This window comes from Flavobacterium ajazii, assembly GCF_010614725.1.
Lineage (GTDB): Bacteria > Bacteroidota > Bacteroidia > Flavobacteriales > Flavobacteriaceae > Flavobacterium > Flavobacterium ajazii.
In genome coordinates this window covers 36,405-61,036 of record NZ_JAAEHL010000003.1, presented here as the reverse complement: position 1 = coordinate 61,036, position 24,632 = coordinate 36,405, and the positions used below count along the sequence as shown (strand labels likewise).

23 protein-coding genes are annotated in these 24,632 nt (G+C 31.4%); 22 read left to right on the top strand and 1 reads right to left on the bottom strand.

All coding sequences use genetic code 11. The features are described 5' to 3' along the window. The first annotated feature begins 17 nt into the window (after nucleotides 1-17). The 19 genes from GWR14_RS05655 to GWR14_RS05565 all read left to right on the top strand — a co-directional run bounded on the left by GWR14_RS05655 (nucleotide 18) and on the right by GWR14_RS05565 (nucleotide 16,519). Nucleotides 18-224: a hypothetical protein gene (locus GWR14_RS05655; RefSeq protein ID WP_083480911.1), complete on the top strand. Its 207-nt coding sequence runs from the start codon at nucleotides 18-20 to the stop codon at nucleotides 222-224. Between the two features lie 4 nt (nucleotides 225-228). Continuing rightward, entirely contained in the window at nucleotides 229-768 is a 540-nt protein-coding gene (locus GWR14_RS05650; RefSeq protein WP_031456922.1) for a PRTRC system protein E, read from the top strand. Further along, on the top strand, nucleotides 762-980 hold the full coding sequence (locus GWR14_RS05645; RefSeq protein WP_031456923.1) for a PRTRC system protein C: 219 nt from the start codon (nucleotides 762-764) through the stop codon (nucleotides 978-980). Before GWR14_RS05650 ends, GWR14_RS05645 begins: the two co-directional genes overlap by 7 nt. 3 nt (nucleotides 981-983) lie before the next feature. Continuing rightward, nucleotides 984-1,160: a hypothetical protein gene (locus GWR14_RS05640; protein ID WP_163408093.1), complete on the top strand. Its 177-nt coding sequence runs from the start codon at nucleotides 984-986 to the stop codon at nucleotides 1,158-1,160. A 38-nt stretch (nucleotides 1,161-1,198) separates the two neighbouring features. Next, on the top strand, nucleotides 1,199-2,128 hold the full coding sequence (locus GWR14_RS05635) for a hypothetical protein (protein ID WP_163408092.1): 930 nt from the start codon (nucleotides 1,199-1,201) through the stop codon (nucleotides 2,126-2,128). After that, nucleotides 2,125-2,841: a PRTRC system protein B gene (locus GWR14_RS05630; protein ID WP_031456925.1), complete on the top strand. Its 717-nt coding sequence runs from the start codon at nucleotides 2,125-2,127 to the stop codon at nucleotides 2,839-2,841. The genes GWR14_RS05635 and GWR14_RS05630 overlap by 4 nt, the downstream gene beginning before the upstream one ends. Further along, on the top strand, nucleotides 2,838-3,641 hold the full coding sequence (locus GWR14_RS05625) for a PRTRC system ThiF family protein (RefSeq protein WP_031456926.1): 804 nt from the start codon (nucleotides 2,838-2,840) through the stop codon (nucleotides 3,639-3,641). Before GWR14_RS05630 ends, GWR14_RS05625 begins: the two co-directional genes overlap by 4 nt. A gap of 503 nt (nucleotides 3,642-4,144) precedes the next feature. Further along, a complete protein-coding gene (locus GWR14_RS05620) occupies nucleotides 4,145-5,335 on the top strand; it encodes a hypothetical protein (RefSeq protein ID WP_163408091.1) in 1,191 nt (396 codons plus the stop codon). 10 nt (nucleotides 5,336-5,345) lie between these two features. Continuing rightward, entirely contained in the window at nucleotides 5,346-5,843 is a 498-nt protein-coding gene (locus GWR14_RS05615) for a DUF4280 domain-containing protein (protein ID WP_163408090.1), read from the top strand. A gap of 2 nt (nucleotides 5,844-5,845) precedes the next feature. After that, entirely contained in the window at nucleotides 5,846-7,966 is a 2,121-nt protein-coding gene (locus tag GWR14_RS05610) for an OmpA family protein (RefSeq protein WP_163408089.1), read from the top strand. After that, nucleotides 7,905-8,699, top strand: a complete 795-nt coding sequence (locus tag GWR14_RS05605) for a hypothetical protein (RefSeq protein ID WP_163408088.1) — start codon at nucleotides 7,905-7,907, stop codon at nucleotides 8,697-8,699. The genes GWR14_RS05610 and GWR14_RS05605 overlap by 62 nt, the downstream gene beginning before the upstream one ends. A 6-nt stretch (nucleotides 8,700-8,705) precedes the next feature. Then, nucleotides 8,706-9,704, top strand: coding sequence for a hypothetical protein (locus tag GWR14_RS05600; RefSeq protein ID WP_163408087.1), 999 nt, complete (start codon nucleotides 8,706-8,708; stop codon nucleotides 9,702-9,704). A gap of 6 nt (nucleotides 9,705-9,710) precedes the next feature. Further along, complete coding sequence (locus GWR14_RS05595) at nucleotides 9,711-10,700, top strand: hypothetical protein (protein WP_163408086.1); 990 nt, start codon at nucleotides 9,711-9,713, stop codon at nucleotides 10,698-10,700. A 6-nt stretch (nucleotides 10,701-10,706) separates the two neighbouring features. Further along, complete coding sequence (locus GWR14_RS05590; RefSeq protein ID WP_163408085.1) at nucleotides 10,707-11,696, top strand: hypothetical protein; 990 nt, start codon at nucleotides 10,707-10,709, stop codon at nucleotides 11,694-11,696. A gap of 6 nt (nucleotides 11,697-11,702) precedes the next feature. Next, nucleotides 11,703-12,689, top strand: a complete 987-nt coding sequence (locus GWR14_RS05585) for a hypothetical protein (RefSeq protein WP_163408084.1) — start codon at nucleotides 11,703-11,705, stop codon at nucleotides 12,687-12,689. Between the two features lie 5 nt (nucleotides 12,690-12,694). Further along, nucleotides 12,695-13,678, top strand: coding sequence for a hypothetical protein (locus tag GWR14_RS05580; RefSeq protein WP_163408083.1), 984 nt, complete (start codon nucleotides 12,695-12,697; stop codon nucleotides 13,676-13,678). A gap of 3 nt (nucleotides 13,679-13,681) precedes the next feature. Next, complete coding sequence (locus GWR14_RS05575; RefSeq protein ID WP_163408082.1) at nucleotides 13,682-14,395, top strand: hypothetical protein; 714 nt, start codon at nucleotides 13,682-13,684, stop codon at nucleotides 14,393-14,395. Next, nucleotides 14,382-15,548: an outer membrane protein assembly factor BamB family protein gene (locus GWR14_RS05570; RefSeq protein WP_163408081.1), complete on the top strand. Its 1,167-nt coding sequence runs from the start codon at nucleotides 14,382-14,384 to the stop codon at nucleotides 15,546-15,548. The genes GWR14_RS05575 and GWR14_RS05570 overlap by 14 nt, the downstream gene beginning before the upstream one ends. A gap of 269 nt (nucleotides 15,549-15,817) precedes the next feature. Further along, on the top strand, nucleotides 15,818-16,519 hold the full coding sequence (locus GWR14_RS05565) for a hypothetical protein (RefSeq protein WP_163408080.1): 702 nt from the start codon (nucleotides 15,818-15,820) through the stop codon (nucleotides 16,517-16,519). A 615-nt stretch (nucleotides 16,520-17,134) separates the two neighbouring features. Here GWR14_RS05565 and GWR14_RS24010 read toward each other — a convergent pair. Further along, nucleotides 17,135-19,300 carry a TonB-dependent receptor gene (locus tag GWR14_RS24010; protein WP_163408079.1) on the bottom strand — a complete coding sequence of 722 codons (2,166 nt, stop codon included), beginning with the start codon at nucleotides 19,298-19,300 and terminating at the stop codon, nucleotides 17,135-17,137. 1,468 nt (nucleotides 19,301-20,768) lie between these two features. Between GWR14_RS24010 and GWR14_RS05555 the strand changes: the two genes are divergently transcribed. From GWR14_RS05555 to GWR14_RS05545, 3 genes are read left to right on the top strand one after another with little or no spacing between them, the layout of a single operon-like run. Continuing rightward, nucleotides 20,769-20,960, top strand: coding sequence for a hypothetical protein (locus GWR14_RS05555; protein WP_163408078.1), 192 nt, complete (start codon nucleotides 20,769-20,771; stop codon nucleotides 20,958-20,960). Nucleotides 20,961-21,014: 54 nt separating this feature from the next. Then, nucleotides 21,015-22,808 carry a T9SS type A sorting domain-containing protein gene (locus GWR14_RS05550; protein WP_246236289.1) on the top strand — a complete coding sequence of 598 codons (1,794 nt, stop codon included), beginning with the start codon at nucleotides 21,015-21,017 and terminating at the stop codon, nucleotides 22,806-22,808. A gap of 32 nt (nucleotides 22,809-22,840) precedes the next feature. Then, nucleotides 22,841-24,346, top strand: coding sequence for a hypothetical protein (locus GWR14_RS05545; RefSeq protein ID WP_246236288.1), 1,506 nt, complete (start codon nucleotides 22,841-22,843; stop codon nucleotides 24,344-24,346). Nucleotides 24,347-24,632 lie beyond the last annotated feature (286 nt).

Below are 24,632 nucleotides of genomic sequence, written 5' to 3'. Positions count from 1 at the left end.
TTTTAAACCCTGACAGCATGATACAGATAGAAGATAAAAACGGAGAAAATGTAGAGGTTACCAATTTAAACCAAGCAATAAAGCAGGCAGATTATTTCAAAAATTTTTCCCATACCGATAAACTCTTTGAAAAGTTTGATAAGAAACGACAAGCCTATTGGCAGGATATGTATGAAAAACTTATAAAAATTAGCGATTTAAAGGTAAAAGAAACAAAACAGTAAAGCAATGGAAACCAATTTTTTTAAAGCAGTCCTTTCCTTGCAGGTAGCAGGGAATTGGAAAATAAACATAGCCAGGGAAGATACTGACAAGTTCATTGTATCGGTTTTGTTTTTTAACGATACTGTTGGCGATGATGCCCGTAAAAAAGTACCGCCTATTCTGCTCAAAGGTACGGCTGAGGAACTCGACAAAGGATTTTTTGAAGCGATTGCACAGCCTGTACGAGATACCGCACAGCTTTTTGCCAATATGGAGCAGTTCCTTAAAGAAAAAGAGCAGGCTAAAGTGACCTCGCAGATGGAAAAAGACAACATTCTGAAGATGGGCAAAGAAAAATTCGAATTGCAGAAACAGTACGAATCTGCTATGAAAAAAGCAGAAGAACTCGAAATAGCAGGAAAGTTTAAAGAAGCATGGATGAAAGTGCCGTCTGCTGAACTTTATCCTGAATATAAAGACATTATTCACGCCCGCAAAGCAGAGCTTTCCGATAAATTCCCAATAGACCTTTTCAATGACCCTAATACAGATGAACCATGTTAACAGCAACCACCTTAGAGCGCATATTTACTTTTAGGGATAAAGAAATAGATATTAAACTCGCTGACCCATCTCCGTCATTCAGTCCCGAAGCGGTACTAAACTTTTATGCCCAGACCTATCCAATATTGACAACCGCATCCATAGAAGGACCTGTTATAAATGATGATGCAGTGCAGTACAAATTTGTATCACAAATCGGCACAAAAGGATAAACCATGAAAACGCAAACGATAACAGGCAGTATCAAACTACCCAAAAATAAAAAGTTATGCAGACTATACAGACAGTTAGGAAAATGGGCAGAAAACACAGACCGGCTTGCAGATGCGCAGGAAGTAAAAAACAGCCCGAACAGCTCCGCTCCGCTCGCCCTTTTGCCGATGGTTTTTTAAGACATTCCTTTCTGCCGTTGTTCGAGATGGGTAAAAAAATGCCAAACCAAAATCAGGTGGAAAAAGATTTTTTCAGTTCGCTTGCTCTACTTACAGGGCTGTATGGTTTTGAAGTTTTGGATACCACAGGCAAATCCTATCCCTATAATATACTCTTGGCACATTCGGATGCGCAGAAACAGCTTAATGGTTTGGGGTGTGATATTGAATTGTCTATTATGCAGGATGATGATGGAAGTATAAAATTAGCGACCAGACATATATATAATACATGCAATACGCTGTACTATATTCCTGTACTGCCCCTGTACAGACTGTTGCAAAACAGGAAACAGAAAACAACCGCAGAATTACTGCTCTCTGTTTTTGCTTATCTCTACCATATTGCAGGGATTCCCTATTACAGGGAAGACAGCAGTTGTCTGTATTATCATTATGAATGTATGGAAGAATGGCTGATTGATGAATTGGAGGATGAAGATTGCCAAGGCGAAAATAGTATGATTTCAGAATTAAACACAGCTTCTTACTATGGAGATGTGATGCACCGTAAAATGTATAATCCCTATCATTTAAACGTCTTTCAAAAACGTATCCACAGTTATAAATCCAATACTGATTTTGAAAAAGACTGTCTGAGTGTTGCCAAACAGGCATTGGCATTAATGTTCGAATATCCTTCGGGTACAATTTTTCAAAATACATCGAATCGGGAATTTGAAAGTGAGGAAGGGATTATAAGGGCAGAACAGTATATTTCTTTTATCGCAGATACCGATGGAGCACTTTATGAGAATATTGCACGGGTAATCAATGATGAATTTAACGAGTGCTCCGAAATAGAAGAACCGACACTACTGCAAATCTATGATACCCAAAACGAGTTAAGACCTAAAGCGCTCGATTTTGAATACAGATTGTTTCCGCTTCTAAATGATTTATGCACCCTTTTAAATAATACGCTATGAAAGATATAACCCAAAAATTCGGAAGCCTATACAATCCTGTAAAAGCCTTTGTGGTCTATCAGAAAGATTCTGCTGAAAAATCCATTTATGTGGAAGCCTATGACATGGATAAAAATGGCTGTCCCATAAACGCCCATCCCTTAAGCCTGAAAGAAAGTACACAGCTCGCCAGTACCCTTGATACGTCAGACGAACTCACACGTAAATTTCTAAAACCATCAGGAATGCTTCCTAAAAATGTACTGCATCTCAATCCCGAGCAGAATGGTTCTGCTATTTGGTTCACGCCTGCCCAAAAAGTCAGTTTGTTTTTTGTGGAAAGTTTAGGGATAAAAAACGGCGAAGCATTTGTACCGCCTTTGCTGTGGAAAGCTTCTAAAAACACCCTTTACATTTATGCAATGGATACTGAAACGCAGATAAATGAACAGACTAATTTATATCATGCACCCTTTTTTAATGTATACACCGATGGCAGGGTTTGTATGGGAACGGTATCAGTTAACATAAAGCCCAACTGCCATTTGGAAGAGTTTATCTTACTTTGGGAGCAGTATTTTTTTAACAGCTATTTCAGTCATTTGATTATAGAAAAAAGTCCTATCAAGACTAATTTAGTCCAAATGTGGCAAAAACTTGTAAATACAGAAAAACATTTCCCGTTAAAATCCTTACTTAAAAATGATTTAACAATTAAAAATATACTATCATGAACACACAAAATACCATGCATTATACGCACAATTACCTGATAAACCCAGCCAACCCAATAACGGTAAATCTCATTGGGGCAGGAGGGACAGGAAGCAGGATGCTCACCGAACTCGCAAGAATGAACCACAGCCTTATCGCTTTGGGTCATGTAGGATTGCAGGTCAATTTATTTGATGATGATGTAGTCACTAATGCCAATCAGGGACGACAGCTTTTTGCTGATGCTGAGGTAGGACTTCCTAAAGCCGTAGCACTCATCAACCGCACCAACCGTTTTTTCGGAACGAATTGGAAAGCTGTAATCGAGCAGTTCTCAACAGCAAATCTGAAATCCCTGCCCAATCGTGGCAGGTCGAACCTCTATGTAAGTTGTGTGGATACCATATCGGCACGTTTTGATGTTGCAGATTTCCTGCTGAATTGCAACGCAAACAGCGATTTTGAACGTACCAAATCCCTATATTGGCTTGACCTCGGCAATGCTCAAAATACAGGACAGGCAATACTTTCCACAATCAGCGAAATCCAACAGCCTGATTCCAAACTATACAACACTGTGTCGAGTCTTCCAATGGTAACCGATGAATTTAAGGAATTACTGCAAGCCCAGAGCGATAACAATGAGCCGAGTTGTTCCCTTGCCGAGGCACTCGAAAAACAGGATTTGTTTATAAATGCAACACTTGCCAGTATGGGAGCATCGCTTTTATGGAAGTTATTTCGTGAAGGAATGACCGCCCACAGAGGATTTTTTCTGAATCTGGGAAATTTTAAAACAGAACCCATAATGGTGGGCTGATTCCCACCGAACCGCAATTGAGCTTCCTACGGGTGGGCAATTGCGGGGCGCTTTAAAACGGAACAACATCATTAGCTATATTGCTCATTACGCAATCGCAATATAGCTAATGATGTTTGTGTTTTAGTATTTTATTTTTAGACACTTCAATAATGGAGAAACACACCTCTACGCTTTAAATATAAGTTAGTTTCTTATCAGCGTATTAATTTACTTTTTATCGATTTTTTCAAGACAAGATTCAAAAATTAATACATATATTCGCAAAAAAATTTCACATTCAAAAGTATTATTAAACTTGTTAATATTTAAAAAGCACATTGTACGAAAAGTAAAACTAATATGATTTAAAGACTAAAGCCTTAATTTAATTTCGTGGTTTTTTACTTACAATTTAAAAATAAATAGATATTAATCTTCAAAATAGTGATTTGAAAACAAAAATGGCCAGGAAGATTGATCAATAAAAAAATATAATAAACCCCGAAAATAAATTTAACCTCATGTTATATATTCCTGATTTCGCTTATGAAAATCATTTAGTTTACAAAATAAAAGAAGGTGATACATTAAAAAAGGTAGCAGAAAAACTAGAAGTTGATTCTTATTCTTTGAGATCTTATCATAATATGCGATGTCCCTTAGATGATTTAATCGAAGCTGACTTTAAACCACATTTGAAGTTTCTGATCATTGAATCAGAAGAATCTAAAATCGCCAGAGCGACGCATCGTGAAAATGTACATTTTGCAAACAACTTCAAATTACCATTTACACCTCAGGGACTTAACAATAATTACTTAGCAATGTACACCATAGAAAATGGTGAAGAGCAGCACACAGTAAAAGAAGAAATTAATGTGAAGTTTATAAATAAAGATAAAAATGATTTTTCGCTAATAGAAATTAATAGAATATCCCAAGTATATATTGATGGAAAAGAGGCTGATACAATGGCCGATGAATTAGCTGAGAAAACGGCTAAAGTCTTTTATCCCCTGCAAGTAGTTATTGATACAAAAGGAGAATTAGTGGCCATATATAATTATGAAGATATCCGCAACCGCTGGCAGAAAGTAAAGCGCAAAGTACTTAAGGATTTTCAGGGAGAAGTATTACATGAAGCACTGCTTAAATTTGAAGACAGACTGCAAAATGATGAAATTATTTTTGATTCATTATCCAAAGATTGGTTTTTAAAAGTCTTTTTTAACAGCCTAAACATTGAATATACCCAAAACCTTACCATTCAACAGGTGATAGAATTTCCTATATCACAAAAAACAGGAAATGTGTCATTTACTGCTGAGCAGATTATTTTACCCACTCTTGATGCTTATAATTTAATTAATATAACGCAAACCGGTATACTTTCAGATCTAAGAAGCAAAAATGACTTTGAAAACAATTTGTTATTTGCTGAAGATGATTCAGAAGAAAACAATGCCGAAAAAGCAGAGGGTAGCTATACAGCGTATTATTTTCTGGACCCGAACACCAACGTCCTGGAAAGCGTTTATTTGGAGTGTGAAATTAAATTAGATCTTCCTCAAAAACTAACTATTGTTATTTCAAATATAGAAGAAAACGCCAAATTGAACTTAAGTTCAAATTTTTCATTCTTAGATGAAGAAATAAAAGAGAAAAAATCAAGCATTTTTAAGTTATTTCTGGAAGTAATAACAGGAAGATAAATTAAATATTATGAGCGAAAAACATATTGTCGTACAAGGTGCGACTTGTACATGCAAGTACAGCAATGAATCACAAAATGATGCTTTAAAAGTAAAAACACAATCGAAACATTATACAAACGATAAAGATGGTTCTGAAAAGTTAACAGCCACTACAAAAGATATTGGACAAACTTTAGAGAAGAACACTTTTGGAACTTGTAAAATGCAGCCAAACGGTAGTGGAAGTTACAATCCATGCAAAGTAGATATTTCTGAGTGGAAAAACTTTTACGATAAGGTAACGCTAAGCAATGGCGGAAATATACTGCTCGAAGATAGTAAAGCTACCTGTAAAATGGGAACACCGGATTGTATCGAAATAATAGATCATGGACAAATCGCAGAACCATCAGAACAAAATCTTAAAAATGCAAATCCAGACGTTCAAAATAAAATTAATCCATTATTGGGTTTGAATGATTTAACGAAACCAAAATTTGATTTCACTGGTATAGCACAAATATAATTATGGCAAAAGGAATTAAAAAAATCGAATGGGCTGGTAAGGGTGAAATAGCAGGTAACTTTTCAGTTAAAAACCCTAGAGCTAAAATTAAAGCAGACCAGTTTGTTTACTTTAAAATAGCAGAATGGCATGATGGCACCACTGCAGAAGAGAAAAAAGGAACTGTTTTATGGCATTTTCAAACCTATTCTCCAAGAAAAAGTGTTTTGAAATTGACAAAAAAAGGCGATGAAATTTACGGAATCAAATTGGCTAAAAAATTTTGTGGCCCTTTTACGTATTATCTCCAGACAAGTCTGCTAAATTCGTCATACTCAAAATCTGCAGGTTTACTGATTAGCGGATGGTGTGAGCCTAAGATAATCTTCAGTGCATGGGCTACTGAAACCAAAGGGCAGGATGTTAGAAAAACACATCCGTTTTCTTATGGAGAACCGCTTAATCTTACTACCGAAGGATTAAATGGAGTAAATAATCTGATTATCGAAATATACAGAAGAGTTCAGCGAGGAGAGGGTGTAAATGACGATCAGTTAATAAAAGTTTATAGTAAAATCCCTGTAAATAATGGTGAAGTTAATATCATCATTAAAGATTCGCTTTCCTGGCAAGGCAAGATAACAAATAGGGACAATCCAGAACAATTTTATATAAAAGTAAAAGACCCTTCAACAAATAAATATATAAAAGACGATAATAATGATGTTTATCATGCTCGTTATTTAAAGGTTAAGGATGAAAATAAATTTGATTTGCCCACAATAGACCTTGGTTTAAGCAAGGCAAAAGTTGGTAAGTTAAAAACATATGAAAAAAATGCAGGGACCTGCAAGTTTAAAAAAATTGAAGTAACCTATCTGGAAGAAAAAGACTTGCTTTTTGATGAAGGAAAATTTATCCGTAAAATGGATCCGAAGGATAATTTTAATATTGTAGAGCAAATTCACTATGATTATGATAAATGGGATATTCGTAACGATGCAAAACCCATTTTAGATAAAGTAGCTGCTTATTTAAAACAGCCTCCTTTTCTGCCTGTTGAACTCGGTGCTCATACAGACAGTAGAGGGACAGAGGAATACAATCTGGATTTATCTTCAAAAAGAGCAGATGCTGCAGTTAAATATTTAATTTCAAAAGGAGTTCCTTCGCATTTAATTTCCGGAAAAGGATACGGAAAAACAAAGCCGGTTCGCTCAGGAGCTAATCTGTCTGAAGCGCAGCACCAGGAAAACAGAAGAACCACTCTGCGGTTTAAGATTTTCGAAAATAACGCACAAACACTTGTGTACGATGTTGTAGTACCAAGTTATAAAAAACCGGCAGAGTTAAAAATTAATATAGACGGATTTATTAGAATAGGCTGTCATAAAAAAAAGGAACACCTGAATACCATTAAATCGTTTGATAGTTATAAGCAACCCGTTACTTATGATTTAACTGAAAACAAACCTAATTCAATTGATGTTAAACTGAATTCCAGACTGTCTACCGTACCGAAAATAACTGATTTTTTTAATTTTGGAGAAAATTATAGAAATATTTACAGTTATTATCTTCATTCCTGTACGTATTATTCCGGCACCAAGTATCCTAGTTTCGCCATAAATGCTTATCCTGATATTGTATGGATCGGGCATTTTATGTACAATTATAATATTAGCGAAGCTGAAAAACCCAAAGCACCTTATTTTTTTCACGATATAAAAACGTTAGAATTAAAGAACGGAATTCAACAGGAAATAAACGAACTTACAAACTCTATTATAGGTTTTATTTTGAATTTTGTTCCAGGAGGCTGGCTTACAAAGGAGGTTCTATTGCCATACATGCAAAGTCAGGCAAAATATTTCGATGCAGGATTACACGCTGTATACGATCGTGATATTGAGAAAAGAGAAGAACCGTTAAGTCTTAAAGGTACGGCTCTTGACTTTATTAAATCGGATACAACCACCAGACGTATTGTAGCGTTTATCATTTATGAAATGGTCGCAATAGGCATCGTAATAGATTTACTGATGCTCTACGTAACCAGAGGAGGCAGTGCAGAAGCCAAAATTGTTAAAATTGCATCTAAAGCAAAAAAAAATAAAAGATGCTTTAGACAATGCTGGACTTGAAATTATATCTCCCTCTATTGCAGTAAATACAGGTATTTATTACAAAATGCAGGCAGACAGAAGAATGGCATTAATCTTTGAAGCCAATATTAAGGCAGACCCTCTTATAGGTATAGACTTTACAAAAAATTATACTATAAAAAGCCTCCTTCATGCTAAAGCAACAAAAAATGAAACAGATGAAGAAAAGAAAGAAACAAATGGGGCAATAAATGATATATTGTCTGAAATGGGAGAAGATGATGTAAAATTTAGCTTAACTATCGCTGGAGACATAATCATACAACAAAATATACAATATAATGTACTAACTGAGCAGTACACATTAAAGGATAAATTTAATAATTTACCACAAAGAGGCATCATTAGTTATAGCAGTAAAGTAAAAGGCAATGTTTCATTTGAAGTAGATTATCATACAGAACTCTTCAAATTTTCTCCATTAGAAACCAAAATTGATGCTAATATTGCTTTTACAATGGAATGTGAAGCTTTTGTAATAACCGAATATGGATTTGACAAAGTAAATGGAAGAGGATTATTTATGACACAGAAGCTAAAGTTTTCCGGATTGAAAGGAACTTATTTGGGTAATATTAAGGTTCAAGTTAAAAGACGAAAATCTGCTGGATCCTCCAAAAAAAATGGTAAACCAATTGATTTTACAGTTTTAGAAGGCTTTACAAAGACGCTGAAAACCATTTACCTTTTTAATACCATACCACAAAAATAAAATAATATGAAAAATACAATCCTAATTTTAGTATTACTTTTTATACTTCCATCTTGTAAAGAAAACAACAATACAAAAACAAAAAAAATGAGTGATTTAACTAGTACAAATTATATAGAGACGATGCTTAAAACGATTAAGCATTACGATTATGAACCAGTATTTTATTTACGATATGTCCAAAATACCTGTTATTCAGAAATATTAATAAATGATATTCCTGTAAATAAAAATTACACAGAAGTTGGAGATGGCGGAACAGTAATAATTAATAATTATATTTTTAAGAGTGGTATTCAAAAAATAACCTTTAGATTGTACCCCGCAAGCAAAGGTAAAGATTTTGATTATCACATATTAAATGAAGAAACTAATATGAAAATTGTTATTACCGAATCTGACAATGTTATTAGAAATAAGAAAGGAAAAGAAATAGCTTCTTATTTAACTCCTACAATAACTAAAACAGACCAGTATGGTAATCCTGTAACTCAATTTATAGCGACAGGAAAAACATATTATGAAGCCAGTTTTACTTTTGAAGCAAAAGTACCTTACGAATTTAAGAACTTAGAGAAGGGACAGGATTTAAGAAAATGGAATCCTGAAAGACTACAAAAGAAGGTTACTGATTTTTACAAAAACCAAATGAGACTTTTAAAAGAGAAAAAAACTGAAGAATATTTTTCTTATTTAGAATTAAAAGAAAAAGAAACTTGTCAAAGTTTATTTTATAATAAAAAGGATCTACAAGAGGTTTTAGATGCTTATTTAGAATCTTTTACTATTCCCAATTATGAATTTCAGCCATTAGAAAATTATAAATTGAAATTGTACGGGGATGGAAGAATTGTTTGTTTAGAAATAGACAGTTTAGATAATAAATTGAAAGGAGAATCTGCTTTGTGGGCAAAATTTGATGAAGGAGACGGTATCATGCTAGATTTTTTACAATACTACCTTTATATTCCAGAAGGTGAAGACGAACTCGTAATTTTAAGATAAATTTTGATGAAGAAGTATCTGTTTTGTAATTTATTATTGGTGTGTTTTGGTGCTTGTTCTCAGAAAAGTACATCGAGAACTGGTAATTTAACTAATGAAAATTATGTTGAAACAATGCTTAGAACTATTAAGCATTACGATTATGAACCCATATATTATTTAACGTATGAACAAAACATTTGCTATTCAGAAATATTAATAAATGATATACCGGTTAATAGAAATTACAAAGAAATTGCATATGGTGACGGAAATTCCATTAATGATTACATTTTTAAAAGTGGTATTCAAAAAGTAACTTTTAGATTATATCCTGCCGCTAAAGGGAAAGATTTTGATTATCATACGTTAAATGAAGAAACCGATATGAAAATTGTTATTAGCGAATCTGACAATATTGATAGAAATAAAAAAGGAAAAGAAATAGCCACTTATTTAACTCCAACCATAAATAAATTAGACCAGTATGGTAATTCTATAACTCAATTTATAGCGACAGGAAAAACGTATTATGAAGCTAGTTTTACTTTTGAAGCTAAAGTCCCTTACAAGTTTAATAGCTTAGATAAAGGGCAGGATTTAAGAAAATGGAATCAGGAAAAACTACAAAAGAAAGTGGTTGATTTTTATAAAAACCAATTAATGCTTCTAAACGAGAAGAAAATAGAGGAATATTTTTCGTACTTAGAATTAAAAGAAAAAGAAACTTGCCAAAGTTTGTTTTATAACAGAAAGGAATTGCAAGAGGTCTTAGATTCGTATTTAGAATCTTTCACTATTCCAAATTATGAATTTCAGCCATTAGAAAACTATAAATTAAAATCGTACGGAGATGGTAAAATTGTTTGCTTAGAATTAATAAGTAGTGATCCAAAGATGAAAGATAAATCAGCATTATGGGCAAAATTTGATGAAGGAGATGGTATGATGGCAGATTTTTTACAATACTATCTATACATTCCAGAAGGTGAAGACGAACTCGTAATTTTAAGATAAATTTTGATGAAGAGGTATTTCTTGTGTTTTTTATTGTTGATTTGTCTTGGTGCTTGTTCTCAAAAAAGTAAACCTAGAGTTAGTAATTTGACTAGCGAAAATTATGTAGAAACTATGCTTAAAACCATTAAGCATTATGATTATGAACCCATGTATTATTTAAAATACTCTCAAAATATCTGTTATTCGGAAATTTTAGTAAATGATATACCCCTAAATAAAAACTATAAAGAACTTGGAAGTGGCCGAACAATTAGTATTAATAATTATATTTTCAAGAGTGGTATTCAAAAAATAACTTTTCGATTGTACCCCGCTGTTAAAGGGAAAGATTTTGATTATCATACATTAAATGAAGAAACAGATATGAAAATTGTTATTACAGAATCAGACAACGCTAAAAGAAATAATAAAGGAAAAGAGATGGCTTCTTATTTAACACCCACAATAACTAAAACAGACCAGTATGGTAATCCTGTAACTCAATTTATAGCAACAGGAAAAACCTATTACGAAGCCAGTTTTACTTTTGAAGCAAAAGTACCTTATGAATTTCCCAGTCTTGATAATGGACAGGATTTAAGAGAATGGAATAAAGAAAAACTGGAACAAAAAGTCGTTGATTTTTATAAAAACCAGTTGACACTGCTAAAAGCGAAAAAAAAGGAAGAATATTTTTCGTATTTAGATTTAAAAGAAAAGGAAACGCGTCAGAGTTTATTTTTTAATAAAAGAGAGTTACAGGGGATTTTAGACTTGTATTTAGATCCTTTTACCATTCCAAATCATCAAATGCAGCCATTAGAAAATTATAAACTTAAATTTTATGGAGATGGGAGAATTGTTTGTTTAGAACTTACAAGTCAAGAATCTAAAATGAGAGGTAAGTCAGCATTGTGGGCAAAGTTTGGTGAAGGAGATGAGATGATGTTAGATTTTTTTAAATTTTACCTTTACATTCCAGAAGGTGAAGAGGAATTAGTAATGATAAGATAAATTTTGATGAAGAAGAATTTACTGTTTACTTTATTAATGGTTTGTTTTGGTGCTTGTTCTCAAAAAAGTAAACCTAGAGTTAGTAATTTGACTAGCGAAAATTATGTAGAAACAATGCTTAAAACCATTAAGCATTATGATTATGAACCTGTATACTATTTGAGATACGGTCAAAATATTTGTTATTCTGAAATTTTAGTCAATGATATTCCGATAAACAAGAATTTCACAGAACTTGTAGATGGCGGAACAATAAAGATTAACGATTATATTTTTAAGAGTGGCTTACAAAAAGTAACTTTTCGATTATACCCGGCAATTAAAGGTAAAGACTTTGATTATCATATATTAAGAGAAGATACTGATATGAAGATTAGTATAAGTGAATCAGATAATATCAATAGAGATAAGAAAGGTAAAGAAATGGCATCTTATTTAACTCCTACTGTAGATGGAGTTGATGAGAACGGTCCAAAAAAGATATTTGCTGCCGCAGGAAAAACCTATTACGAAGCCAGTTTTACTTTTGAAGCAAAAGTTCCTTACGAATTTAATAGTTTGGAGAAAGGTCAGGATTTAAGAAAATGGAATCCCGAAAAATTGAAACAGAAGGTGGTTGACTTTTATAAAAACCAATTAACACTTCTAAAGGAAAAGAAAACTGACGAATATTTTTCATTCTTAGAATTAAAAGAAAAAGAAACTAGTCAAAGTTTGTTTTATGCTAAAAAAGACTTAGAAGAAACTTTAGTCGAATATCTTGAGCCATTCACTATTAAAGATTATAAAATAGAACCTTTAGAAAATTATAAATTAAAATTTTATGGAGATGGAAGAATAGTTTGTTTAGAACTTACTAGTCTTGATAGTAGGTTAAGAGGTGAATCAGCATTATGGGCAAAATATAAAGAAGATGGAGGTACAATGGCAGCATTTAGAAAATACTATTTATACATTCCAGAAGGCAAAGACGAATTAGAAATTTTGAGATAATCGTAATGAAAAAATATTTGCTATATGCTTTATTGATGGTTTGTTTTGGAGCTTGTTCGCAAAAAAAGGCTTCTAGAACTAGCGATTTAACTAGCGAAAATTATATACAAACAATGCTAAAAACAATTAAGCATTGTGATTATGAACCCATGTATTCTCTAACATTTGAACAATATTCATGTTTTTCAGAAATTTTGGTTAATGATATTCCTCTTCATAAAAATTTTCAAAAAGAACTTTCAGGCAGAACATTTGATATCAATCACTATATATTTAAGAGTGGTATTCAAAAAGTAACTTTTAGATTGTATCCAGCAGGTAAAATTGGGGAGAGAGATCTTTCAAAGTTTGTTTATGATACAGAAATGAAAATCGAAATATCAGAATATGATAATGCTAAGCGAGATCAAGCAGAAAAAAAAATTGTGAATTATGTTACACCAACGGTTCCAAATAATAATGTATATGGGGAGAAAGAATTTATAGGCATAGGAAAAACCTATTATGAAGCCAGTTTTACTTTTGAAGCAAAAGTACCTTATGAGTTTAATAGTTTAGAGAAAGGTCAGGATTTAAGAAAATGGAACCCTGAAAAACTGGAAAATAAAGTAGTTGATTTTTATAAAAATCAGTTAACATTACTAAAAGAGAAAAAAAAGGAAGAATATTTTTCATACTTAGATTTAAAAGAAAAAGAAACTCGTCAAAGTCTGTTTTTTAATGAGAAAGAATTACGAGAGATTTTAGACTTGTATTTAGATCCTTTTACTATTCCAAATTATCAAATGCAGCCCTTAGAAAATTATAAACTTAAATTCTATGGAAATGGGAAAATTGTTTGTTTAGAACTTAACAGTTTAGATAATAACTTTAGAGGAGAATCAGCTTTATGGGCAATATTTGATGAAGGTGATGGTGAAATGCTTGATTTTTTTAAGTTTTACTTATACATTCCAGAGGGTGAAGATGAATTAGTAATGATAAGGTAGTCTATGAAAAAAAAGAGTTTTTTTAGAAATCATAAAAAAAAGATTATTACAATTTCCTTTTTAGGATTTGCAATACTTCTTTTTATGCATTGGGTAGGATTTAAACATGTTCCAGGGCACATACACGATCTTTGGCGAGAATACATTGTTTATAAATTTACTACTGAGGAAAGAAATAATAACCAACTTATAACAAAAGAGTATGATAAACAATTCGTTAAAAATCCTCCGGATACTATTGTAGTGCTTCAACCACCAAAATATCCTCTTGACAGTTTATTATATATTCACGATGGTGAAGTTGAGGATGATTTTAAAGAAGAGTTGGAAGAATTAAGAAAAGTTGATTTTTCAAAATTAAAAGTTGCAGAAGATTTTCCAACTGATACAGAAGGTCAATATGCAATAGTAAGGCATTATGGTGAGCCCGTTATAAAGTTACTCAAAAAGTATGAAGCAAGCTTAAAAATGGGAAAATGCTATGTTGCTCCTTTATTAAATAATGATCCCGATAGAGTTGAAATCGCAAGAATTACTTGTATGGTATCTGGTTTTAATACGAAAAATGAAAACCTAAGTAATATTGAAATGCCATTAAGAATAGCATATGATTTTGTTAGATACTCTTTCGATCCAGAAAACTGGTATGTTGAAAATCTTTCACAGAGAATTCCTTTTGATTATGAATTAAATCCACATAATAATGATGTCGACTAAAAATTATTTTTACTTTTTATTGTTTTTATTCTTTATTTCTTGCAATAACAAAGAAAGGAAATATAATACGCTTTATTTATCAACTAGTAATGGAGATATGTACAGTATTAATCTTAAACAAGAAAAATTAAACTGGAAAATATCGGGTAATAAAGACACTGATGAAATCACATACTTTACAATCCTAGACAGCGTTATTTATAGAACATATTGTGATGGAAGAATTATTGAACTCAATAAAGTATCGGGAAAAATAAATTGGGAATATAATGATAAAGTTTCACCTGATCAATCTTCCTATGGGTATGACTTTTCAGATGTTGATTTTCTATTATTTTATCAATATCCTATTGTTTTTGGTAAATCAATAATTTTTGCAAACAGTCATGGAGAATTAAAATCCATAGACATCCAAACAAAGAAAACGAATTGGACTAATCAGTATCCTTTTCCGATACAAAGTTCTCCAATTATTTATAAAAATTTTCTTGCAGTAAGTTTAGCTAGTAATGTTTCTATAATCGATCCACATACAGGAAAAGGAATTATGTATGTAGATTCCCAAAATTCTATTTATAATGAAGTTATAAAAGATGAAAAGTTTTTTTATTCAGTTGATGAACACGGAATTGTCTTATGTATGGATGAAAAAGATGTTCAATGGCAATATACCCCAGAGAAAAAACTTTACATTACGAATAATTTAGTAATAGATGAAAACAATGTTTTTTATGGACGTGATGAAATAGTTTGCTTAGATAAATTATCCGGAACTAAAAAATGGCAAATAAGAGTTTGTAAAATAGAATTCCCCAAAAGTGATGAAGAAGTTTTGGGAAATAAACATTTTTTAATCCCAAATGAAGAATATCTAGAAGCAATAGAAACAAATTTTGATGATTTAGTTGCTAATACAGAACATTATATATTATTAATAAATAAAAATAATGGTAAATTAACTAAAAGAAAATATTTTTCAAACAGAAAAATAGTTGGTAAGGTTAATTATGTTAATAGTTTTTTTTACTATTTATGTTCGGATAATAATTTATATAAAATTGATACTAAATTACAAAATGAATCTATAGTATTAAAAGATGTTCATTACAAAACGGATAGAAATTTAGATGAAACCTTTATGGTTTTCGAATAATGGAAATTACTAGAAAATTAGAATCTTAACTAGAAGCTTTTACAATTAAGGATTATAAACTTCAGCCATTAGAAGACTATGAGCTTAAACTTTATGGTAATGGCAGAATAGTTTGTTTAGAGCTTAGAAGTCAGGAAGCAAAAATGAGAGGTAAATCAGCATTATGGGCAAAATTTGATGAAGGAGATGGTACGATTGCTGATTTCTTTAAGATCTACCTGTACATTCCTAAAGGCAAAGACGAATTAGAAATTTTAAGGTAAATTTTGATGAAAAAGATTTTTTTTAAAAGACATAAGAACAAACTTATAGCACTTTTTATTTTTTGTACTGGCACACTTTGGTTTGCAAATTATATTGGTTATCAACACATTCCTGGTCACGTAGAATATGTTGTACAAAATTTTATTGGGCGTTATTTTATAAAAGAAGAAGCTCCAATAGATTTTGAAAGAGCTCAATTTTTAAACGATAGTTTACAAGTTGAAAGTCAAAAAAGCAATGAAGTTACTCATAAAATAAAGGGTAATTTTGACGGCACCGGTTTTATCGATTATGCTTTCATTTCTCCAAATAGCGGGCATATTGTTTTTTCTAAAGGAAAAGCATTCTCTGTAGTTGATCTTATAGAACTAAATCCCAATGATGATAAATTATTTGAAGAAGGAGATTTAGATAATGACGGAGCAGATGATTTTTCTGTTTACAGATATAAAAAAGGATGGCATAATGAAATTATCACTTACCTTCATTCTGATAACGAACCATGGACACGATGCCTCACTATTGATTTAAACAGTGATGAAAAAGCAAGTGATGAAGAGGTAAAAACAAGAATATTTAGGAAAAATGGTAAGATCTATTTTTTAGATAAAGTAAGAGATAAAAAAAATAATGACTACAAACTTGTTTCTAAAAGTTTAAATAGCTTTAAAGCGGAACAAAGTGGAATTGATATAATGGTGAAGTAAATGTTATACACAATAGAGTGATCTATTGTATATCCTATTTGATGATTAAAGATTTACATTCTTTTGTCTTAAAAAAAAGTGATACTTTACAAAACATTGGGTAATTTTATTAGTTCGCAAAATAAATTTACTAAACGGTTGCTTCGTTTTTTTATGCAATACAAACCTAGCAGCTTGAATTAATTTACGAAATTAAACAGCTTATTTTTAGTTTGTATAAGAAAGTTTATTATTAGTCAAGTTGTTTAGAGGCTGAGGCAATTGAAAATAAGATTCATTTATAAATGCCTCTCTTACTATTATGTAGGGTTTTTTGTTCTGTAAATTGTTCAGGGAAGAATGACCTCTAAAGAGGATTTTTTTTTAAATTTTGCTGTTTTAGGCAGAACCTATTTTTTCGTGCTGAATATTCACCCACCTGCAATTTAGCTTTCTGTGTTCAAAGAAATTGTTTGTCGCTCCAATTAGTTTAAACCCGTCCGCTGTGCTGTATCACATCTTTTTGATCAATTCAAAATGGGCGGGTATAAAGCTTTTTATATAATAAAGTAAAAGAAATCTTCTTTAAACAAAAAATAATACAGATGATCGGTTTTAATATTACTTAATAATTAACTAAAATCTTGCAGATAATGTTACTCCTATCTGACTTGGCATTGCTGCTACAGATGATCTTCTTAAACTGGTATCACTGCTTCCATAAAACAAATAATGTTCATTTGTTAAATTTTTAGTCCATAAAAATAATCCATAATTGTCATAACTTAATCCAAATCTTGTATTTACGATTTGATAGGTAGGCTGGTAAAGACTGTTTTGAATATCAGTATAATACCCTCCAACATTTCTAAATTCAACCCTAAACAGTAAATTTACATTTTCAGAAGTTTTAATTGAATATTGAGTGGCAGCGTAAAATGTTGTTTTAGGGGCATTAGATAATTTATTGCCTCCTATTGGTGTTATAATCTGTGAACCTGTTATAAAATTTAATCTTTTTAAATCGAAATCTTTGTATTGAGCATCATTGATAGAATAAGCAAAATCTAATTGCAATCCTTTTACAGGAATAATATTAGCCTCTAATTCGATACCTTTTGAATAAGCATCACCTACATTTTCCATGGAATAAGTAGTTGGTGCGACTAAATTAGAGAATTGTAAATCCTGCCAATTGATAATAAATGCAGCAGCGTTAAAATTAACTCTGTTATTCCAAAAACCGGTTTTATAACCTAATTCGAAATTATCTGAATATTCCGGGTCATAATCTTGACGAACTCCTGCTGGAACAGCCTGTGAACTTATTCCTCCGGCTCTAAAACCTCGTGTAAAAGTTGCATATATGTTTGATTTTTTATCAAGACTGAAAATTAAAGAGGTTTTAGGAGAAAAGGCATTGTATTTTACCGATTTTGTAAGGTCAGGATTAATTTGTGTAAATACCCCGCCTACAAAAATAGCATCTCCAAAACCATTAAAAATAGATTCGCGTTCTTCTATATCATAACGAACTCCAGCAATTGCTTTTAGTTTGTCGAAAATTCTATAGCTGATTTCTCCAAAAGCTGCATATCCATTATTGTTTCTTTTATTTCTATAAATTACATAATTGGCTGGAGATAACTCATAGGCTAAATTATTTGTAGGATCGTAGCTAATTTGTTTAAAACCGTATAGACCCACAATATATTGAAATTTATTCTCTTTGTGAGCAGAATTAATTCGAATCTCTTGACTCCAAACATTTTGTGTTGGTAGTTTTTCTCCAATAGCAGTTCTGTAAAATGATTCATAATAACCTGGGAAATCCATATTTCTAAATGAAAAAGAAATTTGCTGGAAAGCAGTAATAGAAGTTATTTCAAAGTTTTGCGTCTGATACTTTCCTATAAGGGAATAATTAGTCATTTCTCTCTCATGTCTTCCTATTCTGGTCAGATTAATAACTGTTGGAGTTTCTAATGCGATTTTTTCTGTTTTTTGTGCAACCAGATAACCGGAAGCATTTGAAAAATCTCTTTGATGTTTTACATTTGCAGTAAAATTTAGCTTACTATTAACAAGCCATTTTAAAAAAATGTTTCCATAGGTGTTTTCTTCGTCGCCAATGGTTCTTCCATTTAAGCTAGTATCGGTTGAAGTCGTCCCTTTGATGTTATTTTTCATAAAGCCATCTCTTTTTTGGAATAGTCCATTTAAACCAAAAAATAATTTATCCTTGATAATAGGGGATTTAATACCTGCAGAAAAACGCTGTAAAGCAAAATTCCCATTTTCAAGTTCTATGAATCCCGTAGTTTTATTGATAGGCTTTTTTGTGAAAATATTTATAACACCTCCCATAGCATTTCGTCCAAAAAGAGTACTTTGCGGGCCACGTAAAACTTCAATTCTTTCAATGTCAGTAAGCTCTAATCCTCCAGCCATAATATCTAATGAGTTTACATCATCTACATAAATGGATACTGCAGGGTTATAGCTAAATACCTGAATACCTCTAATCGAATTTATAGATTGGAAACCAACACTAGAACCCTGATATAAATAATTAGGAACTCTGCCTGTTAAGTCAGAATAGCTTACCAATCTTGAGTCTAATATTGCTTTGGCAGAAATAGAAGTAACTGCTACAGGGACCTCTATGTTTTTCTGTTCTATTTTGTTTGCAGTAACGATAACCTCCTCAAGCTGATTATTTTTTGTACTGTCTTTTTCAGTTTTGTGTTGCGAGTAAATATATTGTATTGATAGTATTAAGAACAGAATAGTTTTTTTCATTTAGATGATTATAATTGATTTAAAGTCTATTTTATTTGAACTAATTTTTGCAATGATATTGAGGTTAATTGTTTAATGAGTTTTAAGAATATAAGATTTTGAATCTAAGGTCATTTTTGGTTGAACATTACAGATGTTTCTGTTTTACATTTCTAAATTAGGTTTAATGTAATATACTTTGAATGAAAATATAATTGTTTAAATACTTGTAAGTCAGTTTTTTGTTAAAATACAAACTCTTTCAATAAGTTCACGTTTTACATAATTATATACTTAGCAGTTTCGTGACCAAAAGCTGAGAAATTTATTCATTTTAAGTTCAGATTTTTTTTTAACTATATAAGCATTTTTTTCTTTGTTAATATGATCCTTAATAAAGAAAAGTAAAAGTAGCGTATCAATAATTACTAATACCCAAACCGTTATTTCAGAATTCAAGACAAGATCAAAATAAATTTTCCACATAAACTTTGTTTTTCACGATTATTTTAATTTTAGGTATTAGAAATAAATCTTGATCTGTTGTATTTCAATATTACCTAATGTTTAATTTCCAAAAAAGGGTTTTATTTTAATCTATACATTTAATCAGGATTTATTTTTGAATTTTAGTAAGTGTTAAATAATAACTCCTTGCATGTGTTAAATTAAAAATAAATGACAAGATGAGTGGGGAAAGTTAAAAGTCTTATTCTCTGATAGTGTTAACCTCATTTCTAAAACTACTGTTTTTACTTCTAAATTTTGTTTTCCACTCTACTTTTCTTTAAGTATTGATTTTTGCATGTATTGTATTGTTAAAAAAGGGGGGCGCAATAAAACCGGCGCAAATATAAATAATATTGTCTTTACTATAGAAGGAATTTTAAGAAGAAATTTGTAAAAAAAGAAATCATTTTTCTTAGCAGTTCTAAATATTGTTAGTTTAAAGTTGCCAAAGTTATGAATTGAAAGGGACACGCGAAACGAAATAAAGTGTTTAAACCTAATGTTTTAAAATTATTATTGCATTAAGTTAGATAAATTGATGATAATTGATAGAATTTTAATAATCACTATTGGTATTTCAGCGTTTTTTTTTACAGTTAATCGACTAAATGCAGACTTTTTTTTTATTATATAGTGATTTATTTTTGATTTTTAAATAAAAACACTTGATTAACAGTGATTTATTTTTGATTAAACTGTAAAAAACGGTATTGTTGTTTTAAATTTATTAAGAAAAAAGCGTCTATTTAGTTAAAATTAATTTTATTTAAAAAAAAATACCTACAAGGTAATTTATGCAGAATGGATTCATATTTATAATTTACATTTGATAGGCAAAGAGTTAGACTTAATGAGTTTTGATTTTAATAAAAATTGATTTATTAAAATACTTAATTTTTTTATAGAGAATTACTCTTTCATGTTTCTTTAAATGCAGGATTATAATTTGTTAATTATCTTAAATGTAAAAATGAAATTTATGAAAAAAATCTTAATCTCAGTAGTTTTTATAAATTATGTAACTTATGGAGCTCCAACACCGCCACCGCCTGGTTTACCTCCACCAGCATCAGTAAATATTAATAAAGAAATTCATGTTTTAGTTGTAGCAGGCCTTTTTTTAGGAGTATTCTGGATTCGTAAATCAAGGAGAAGTCAAACACAATTATGAGTGTCTTTAATGTAGATAAAGACAAAAAAATAAATTAGTGTAAATATGATAATTATGAAAAAAGTAATATTAATATATCTGTTATTCATCAGTTCTAAATCTCTTTCTCAAATTTATTTTGGTAATAATGCAGCGATGTATGTAAGAGATCAGGTCTTGTATGTAGGGCAAGATATAAATTTAGCGACAAATTCAAATCTTTATCTGAGAAATAATTCCCAGCTTGTACAGGGGACAACTAGTACATCAGGAAACACAGGGAATGGTATTTTTTCTGTTTATCAGGAAGGAACGTCTGATAATTTTGAATATAATTATTGGTGTTCTCCTGTTGGTGTACCATCTGGGGCTATTGGTAATACCAATTTCGGTATTACATTATTAAACAGACCAACTACTTCAATAGCTGCAGTTCCGGCTATAAGCCTTGGGACAGGTATATATGATGGAATTGCAAATCCTCTCTCAATAGCATCATCCTGGATTTATAAACTAACTAATGCAAACAATTACTCACAATGGATTGCTGTAGGTAATGCAACAACAATTGCACCAGGAGAGGGGTTTACAATGAAAGGAACAAGCGGAAGTGATTCTACAGATCCTGAAAGCACCGGAGTAACTAATAATCCGGGTACTGGTGCACAGAGGTATGATTTTAGAGGTAAACCGAATGATGGAAATATTACTATAGCAGTAGGACTAAATAGTTCAACTTTGACAGGAAATCCTTATCCATCGGCCTTACATCTTAATGCATTTCTTTTAGATGCCGTAAATAGTGCCTCTGGTGGGGTAGCGTATTTTTGGGAGCAGGATAAAACAATAAACTCCCATTATGTTGCTGATTACAGAGGAGGGTATGGGACATATTCCCCAGGTACTTTAGGTTCAAACGGTGTTTATGTACCAGCTACTTTTAATTCGTATAATACGGATGGATCATTAAACACAACCGGAACATCTTCAGGACTTGTAATAGAACGTAAATATTCTCCAATTGGACAGGGGTTTGTAATTAATGGAACGGCAAACGGAAGTCTTACATTTAAAAATGCACACAGAGTGTACTATAAAGAAAACAGCGGGCTGTCAAAATTTGAAAAACCTGCTAAAACTTCCAAAAAAATGGGAGTCGATGAAGTGGCTTCAGTCGAGATTTCGCATTTTAAGTTAAATACAATAATTAATAATCAGTTTACCAGACAATTAGCATTAGCGTTTTTACCAGAGGCTACAGACGGAATCGATTTTGGTATTGATGCTTTGAATATGGATGAGAGTCTTCCTAATGATGTCCTTTTTTCTATAGAAAATGGGGCTTACGTTATTCAGGGAACTAATTTTGAGCCTTCTAAAAGAATATCATTAACAGTAAAAGCTACTATTAATTCTACATTTAAATTCTATATTCCTGAGGTTATAAATTTTACTCCATCAGAAACGATCTACTTGTATGATGCCTTTGATTCATCTTATCATGATATAAAAAACGGATCATATCAGGTTACTGTTACACCGGGTGTGTATTCAGATCGTTTTAAAATAACCTTTGCAAGTCAACAACTGGGAACTGTTAAAGAAGATATAACAAATTTTATAATCAGTCAGGATAATACAAATCATAGTTTAAATGCCACAAATACAAATCTTTTAGACATAGAATCATTGATATTATATGATATGCTTGGTAAAGTTATATTATTCAAAAAGGATTTGGGTTCTAACGTTAATTACGCTTTTTCAACCAGTACTTTGAGCCAGGGTGTCTATATTGCAGAATTCTTAACAGCCAACAATGAAAAAATAACACAAAAAGTTTTTATTTCAAATTCAGACCACAAATAAATTAAAACATTAAATAAATTATTTTAGAAATTATGATGACAATAACTACTTTAAAAAATCGTAATACGAAATTTTTCTTGCTATTTTTCTTTCTGTTAACATTTTTAGTAAATGCTCAAATTGGAATTGGAACTGTTACTCCAAATGCAAGTTCTGTATTAGATGTAACTTCTACTACTCAGGGAATGTTAACACCAAGAATGACTACAGCACAAAGAACTGCAATTGCAAGTCCGGCTAATGGGTTAATCGTTTATGATACGGATCTTAATGCTTTTGAATATTATGATTCCAGTGTTCCGGTTTGGAGAAAAATTTATGGAGATGCTCAGGGAAGGCTTAATTACAAGCTAATTAAATCAACCGATGTTTTATCAACTGTTTTAGCTGCAGAATTAACTGCAGGGGGAGGAGCCAAGTATCTTTTGAATTCTAATACATTATATGAAATTAACGGAACAATAAATCTTAATTTTCCGATAGAGTTAAATAATGCTTATATAATGGGACTGGACTCATCTGATGACAAGTTAATTAAAGCAAGCGGAGATTTATTTGTAGGTACAACTGGCGGATCAATAAGAGTTTTGACTCTTACAGCCGCAGGTAAGGTTTTTGATATTACCGGAACAGGATCAATAGCTGCAAATACCCAAACACAGAGTTTAATTCTTAGAGATTGTATTGTTACAGGGTCTGGTAATGTAGGTAAAATTGAGAATATGGCATTTGCGTTTCTAAGTATTGTTCAGTTCCTTGGTAATACAAATGGGATTATCTATAAGGATATAAGCAAAGTATTGCTTAGTAATGTAGGTTGGTTTGGAAATAATTCAGGGACTTACGAAACCCTGCAAGGGACTTTTGGTTTAGTTGAAAAAGTAGGAGGATTTACTCAGGTTGTCGGAATTCCAATTGGGCTTGATGTATCAAGCAATCCTGTTATAACCGGAGATGCAGTAATGGAATCAGTAGTATATACAGGAACACTTACAACAGGTAAGTATGTTAATGGTTACTCAACAGGAAGTTATTCAGGATATAATTTCAACAACAAATGGAGTGTAAGATGTCCGGGAATTCCAACGGAAACTGATGCTAATGCAACAGGTGAGTTTAGTGTTAATTTGACACCAGGTACCGGGGTTGCGGCTACAGTCGATAATTCAGGGACAGCTGCAAAAATAACAGTAACAACGGCCACAACTTCTATTTTTAGATTTTCTGCCAATAATACAGCAAGGCTTACTTATACCGGATTTAAAAAGCGAATAGTACAGTTTGCAGGAAGTCTTTCATTTGTTGCAGATAGTAATGGAAAAACAGGAATATATATATTTTATATTGCTAAAAATGGAGTGATAGTAGGTCAGTCAAAAGTATATGGTTATACAGGTTCAATTTCTGATACAGTAGCTATTCCTTTGTCAGGGTCTATAGACATGAATACTAATGATTATATAGAAGTATTTGTGGATTACTATTCCGGATCAGCAGGTAAAATAAAGGTAACTTCTTTAACTTTAACTGCATTTTAATTTGTATTAACAATTTACCAATTACCCATTGAGGATAATTATTTAAAAACAAAATTATGTTTATATTATTTATGAGTAGATTTGCAATCGTACACAAAAAAACTAACTTTTTGTGTACGATTACAAATAATGTAATCTGTCATTTCAATAAAAACAGACTTTTTAGTTTAGATTCTTAACTTTTTTTATAATTTAAAATTAAAAAGTATTCTTTTATTGATTATTAAATCAATACATTGATGAGTGTATCTTAGAAAGTTCTCTAACTAAATTTTCATTTATCTTT

Excerpts from the sequence above, each read along its gene's own strand:
- GWR14_RS05655 (WP_083480911.1), top strand. The coding sequence starts at position 18 with ATGATACAGATAGAAGATAAAAACGGAGAAAATGTAGAGGTTACCAAT.
- GWR14_RS05650 (WP_031456922.1), top strand. The coding sequence starts at position 229 with ATGGAAACCAATTTTTTTAAAGCAGTCCTTTCCTTGCAGGTAGCAGGG.
- GWR14_RS05645 (WP_031456923.1), top strand. The coding sequence starts at position 762 with ATGTTAACAGCAACCACCTTAGAGCGCATATTTACTTTTAGGGATAAA.
- GWR14_RS05640 (WP_163408093.1), top strand. The coding sequence starts at position 984 with ATGAAAACGCAAACGATAACAGGCAGTATCAAACTACCCAAAAATAAA.
- GWR14_RS05635 (WP_163408092.1), top strand. The coding sequence starts at position 1,199 with ATGCCAAACCAAAATCAGGTGGAAAAAGATTTTTTCAGTTCGCTTGCT.
- GWR14_RS05630 (WP_031456925.1), top strand. The coding sequence starts at position 2,125 with ATGAAAGATATAACCCAAAAATTCGGAAGCCTATACAATCCTGTAAAA.
- GWR14_RS05625 (WP_031456926.1), top strand. The coding sequence starts at position 2,838 with ATGAACACACAAAATACCATGCATTATACGCACAATTACCTGATAAAC.
- GWR14_RS05620 (WP_163408091.1), top strand. The coding sequence starts at position 4,145 with ATGTTATATATTCCTGATTTCGCTTATGAAAATCATTTAGTTTACAAA.
- GWR14_RS05615 (WP_163408090.1), top strand. The coding sequence starts at position 5,346 with ATGAGCGAAAAACATATTGTCGTACAAGGTGCGACTTGTACATGCAAG.
- GWR14_RS05610 (WP_163408089.1), top strand. The coding sequence starts at position 5,846 with ATGGCAAAAGGAATTAAAAAAATCGAATGGGCTGGTAAGGGTGAAATA.
- GWR14_RS05600 (WP_163408087.1), top strand. The coding sequence starts at position 8,706 with ATGAAAAATACAATCCTAATTTTAGTATTACTTTTTATACTTCCATCT.
- GWR14_RS05595 (WP_163408086.1), top strand. The coding sequence starts at position 9,711 with ATGAAGAAGTATCTGTTTTGTAATTTATTATTGGTGTGTTTTGGTGCT.
- GWR14_RS05590 (WP_163408085.1), top strand. The coding sequence starts at position 10,707 with ATGAAGAGGTATTTCTTGTGTTTTTTATTGTTGATTTGTCTTGGTGCT.
- GWR14_RS05585 (WP_163408084.1), top strand. The coding sequence starts at position 11,703 with ATGAAGAAGAATTTACTGTTTACTTTATTAATGGTTTGTTTTGGTGCT.
- GWR14_RS05580 (WP_163408083.1), top strand. The coding sequence starts at position 12,695 with ATGAAAAAATATTTGCTATATGCTTTATTGATGGTTTGTTTTGGAGCT.
- GWR14_RS05575 (WP_163408082.1), top strand. The coding sequence starts at position 13,682 with ATGAAAAAAAAGAGTTTTTTTAGAAATCATAAAAAAAAGATTATTACA.
- GWR14_RS05570 (WP_163408081.1), top strand. The coding sequence starts at position 14,382 with ATGATGTCGACTAAAAATTATTTTTACTTTTTATTGTTTTTATTCTTT.
- GWR14_RS05565 (WP_163408080.1), top strand. The coding sequence starts at position 15,818 with ATGAAAAAGATTTTTTTTAAAAGACATAAGAACAAACTTATAGCACTT.
- GWR14_RS24010 (WP_163408079.1), bottom strand. The coding sequence starts at position 19,300 with ATGAAAAAAACTATTCTGTTCTTAATACTATCAATACAATATATTTAC.
- GWR14_RS05555 (WP_163408078.1), top strand. The coding sequence starts at position 20,769 with ATGAAAAAAATCTTAATCTCAGTAGTTTTTATAAATTATGTAACTTAT.
- GWR14_RS05550 (WP_246236289.1), top strand. The coding sequence starts at position 21,015 with ATGAAAAAAGTAATATTAATATATCTGTTATTCATCAGTTCTAAATCT.
- GWR14_RS05545 (WP_246236288.1), top strand. The coding sequence starts at position 22,841 with ATGATGACAATAACTACTTTAAAAAATCGTAATACGAAATTTTTCTTG.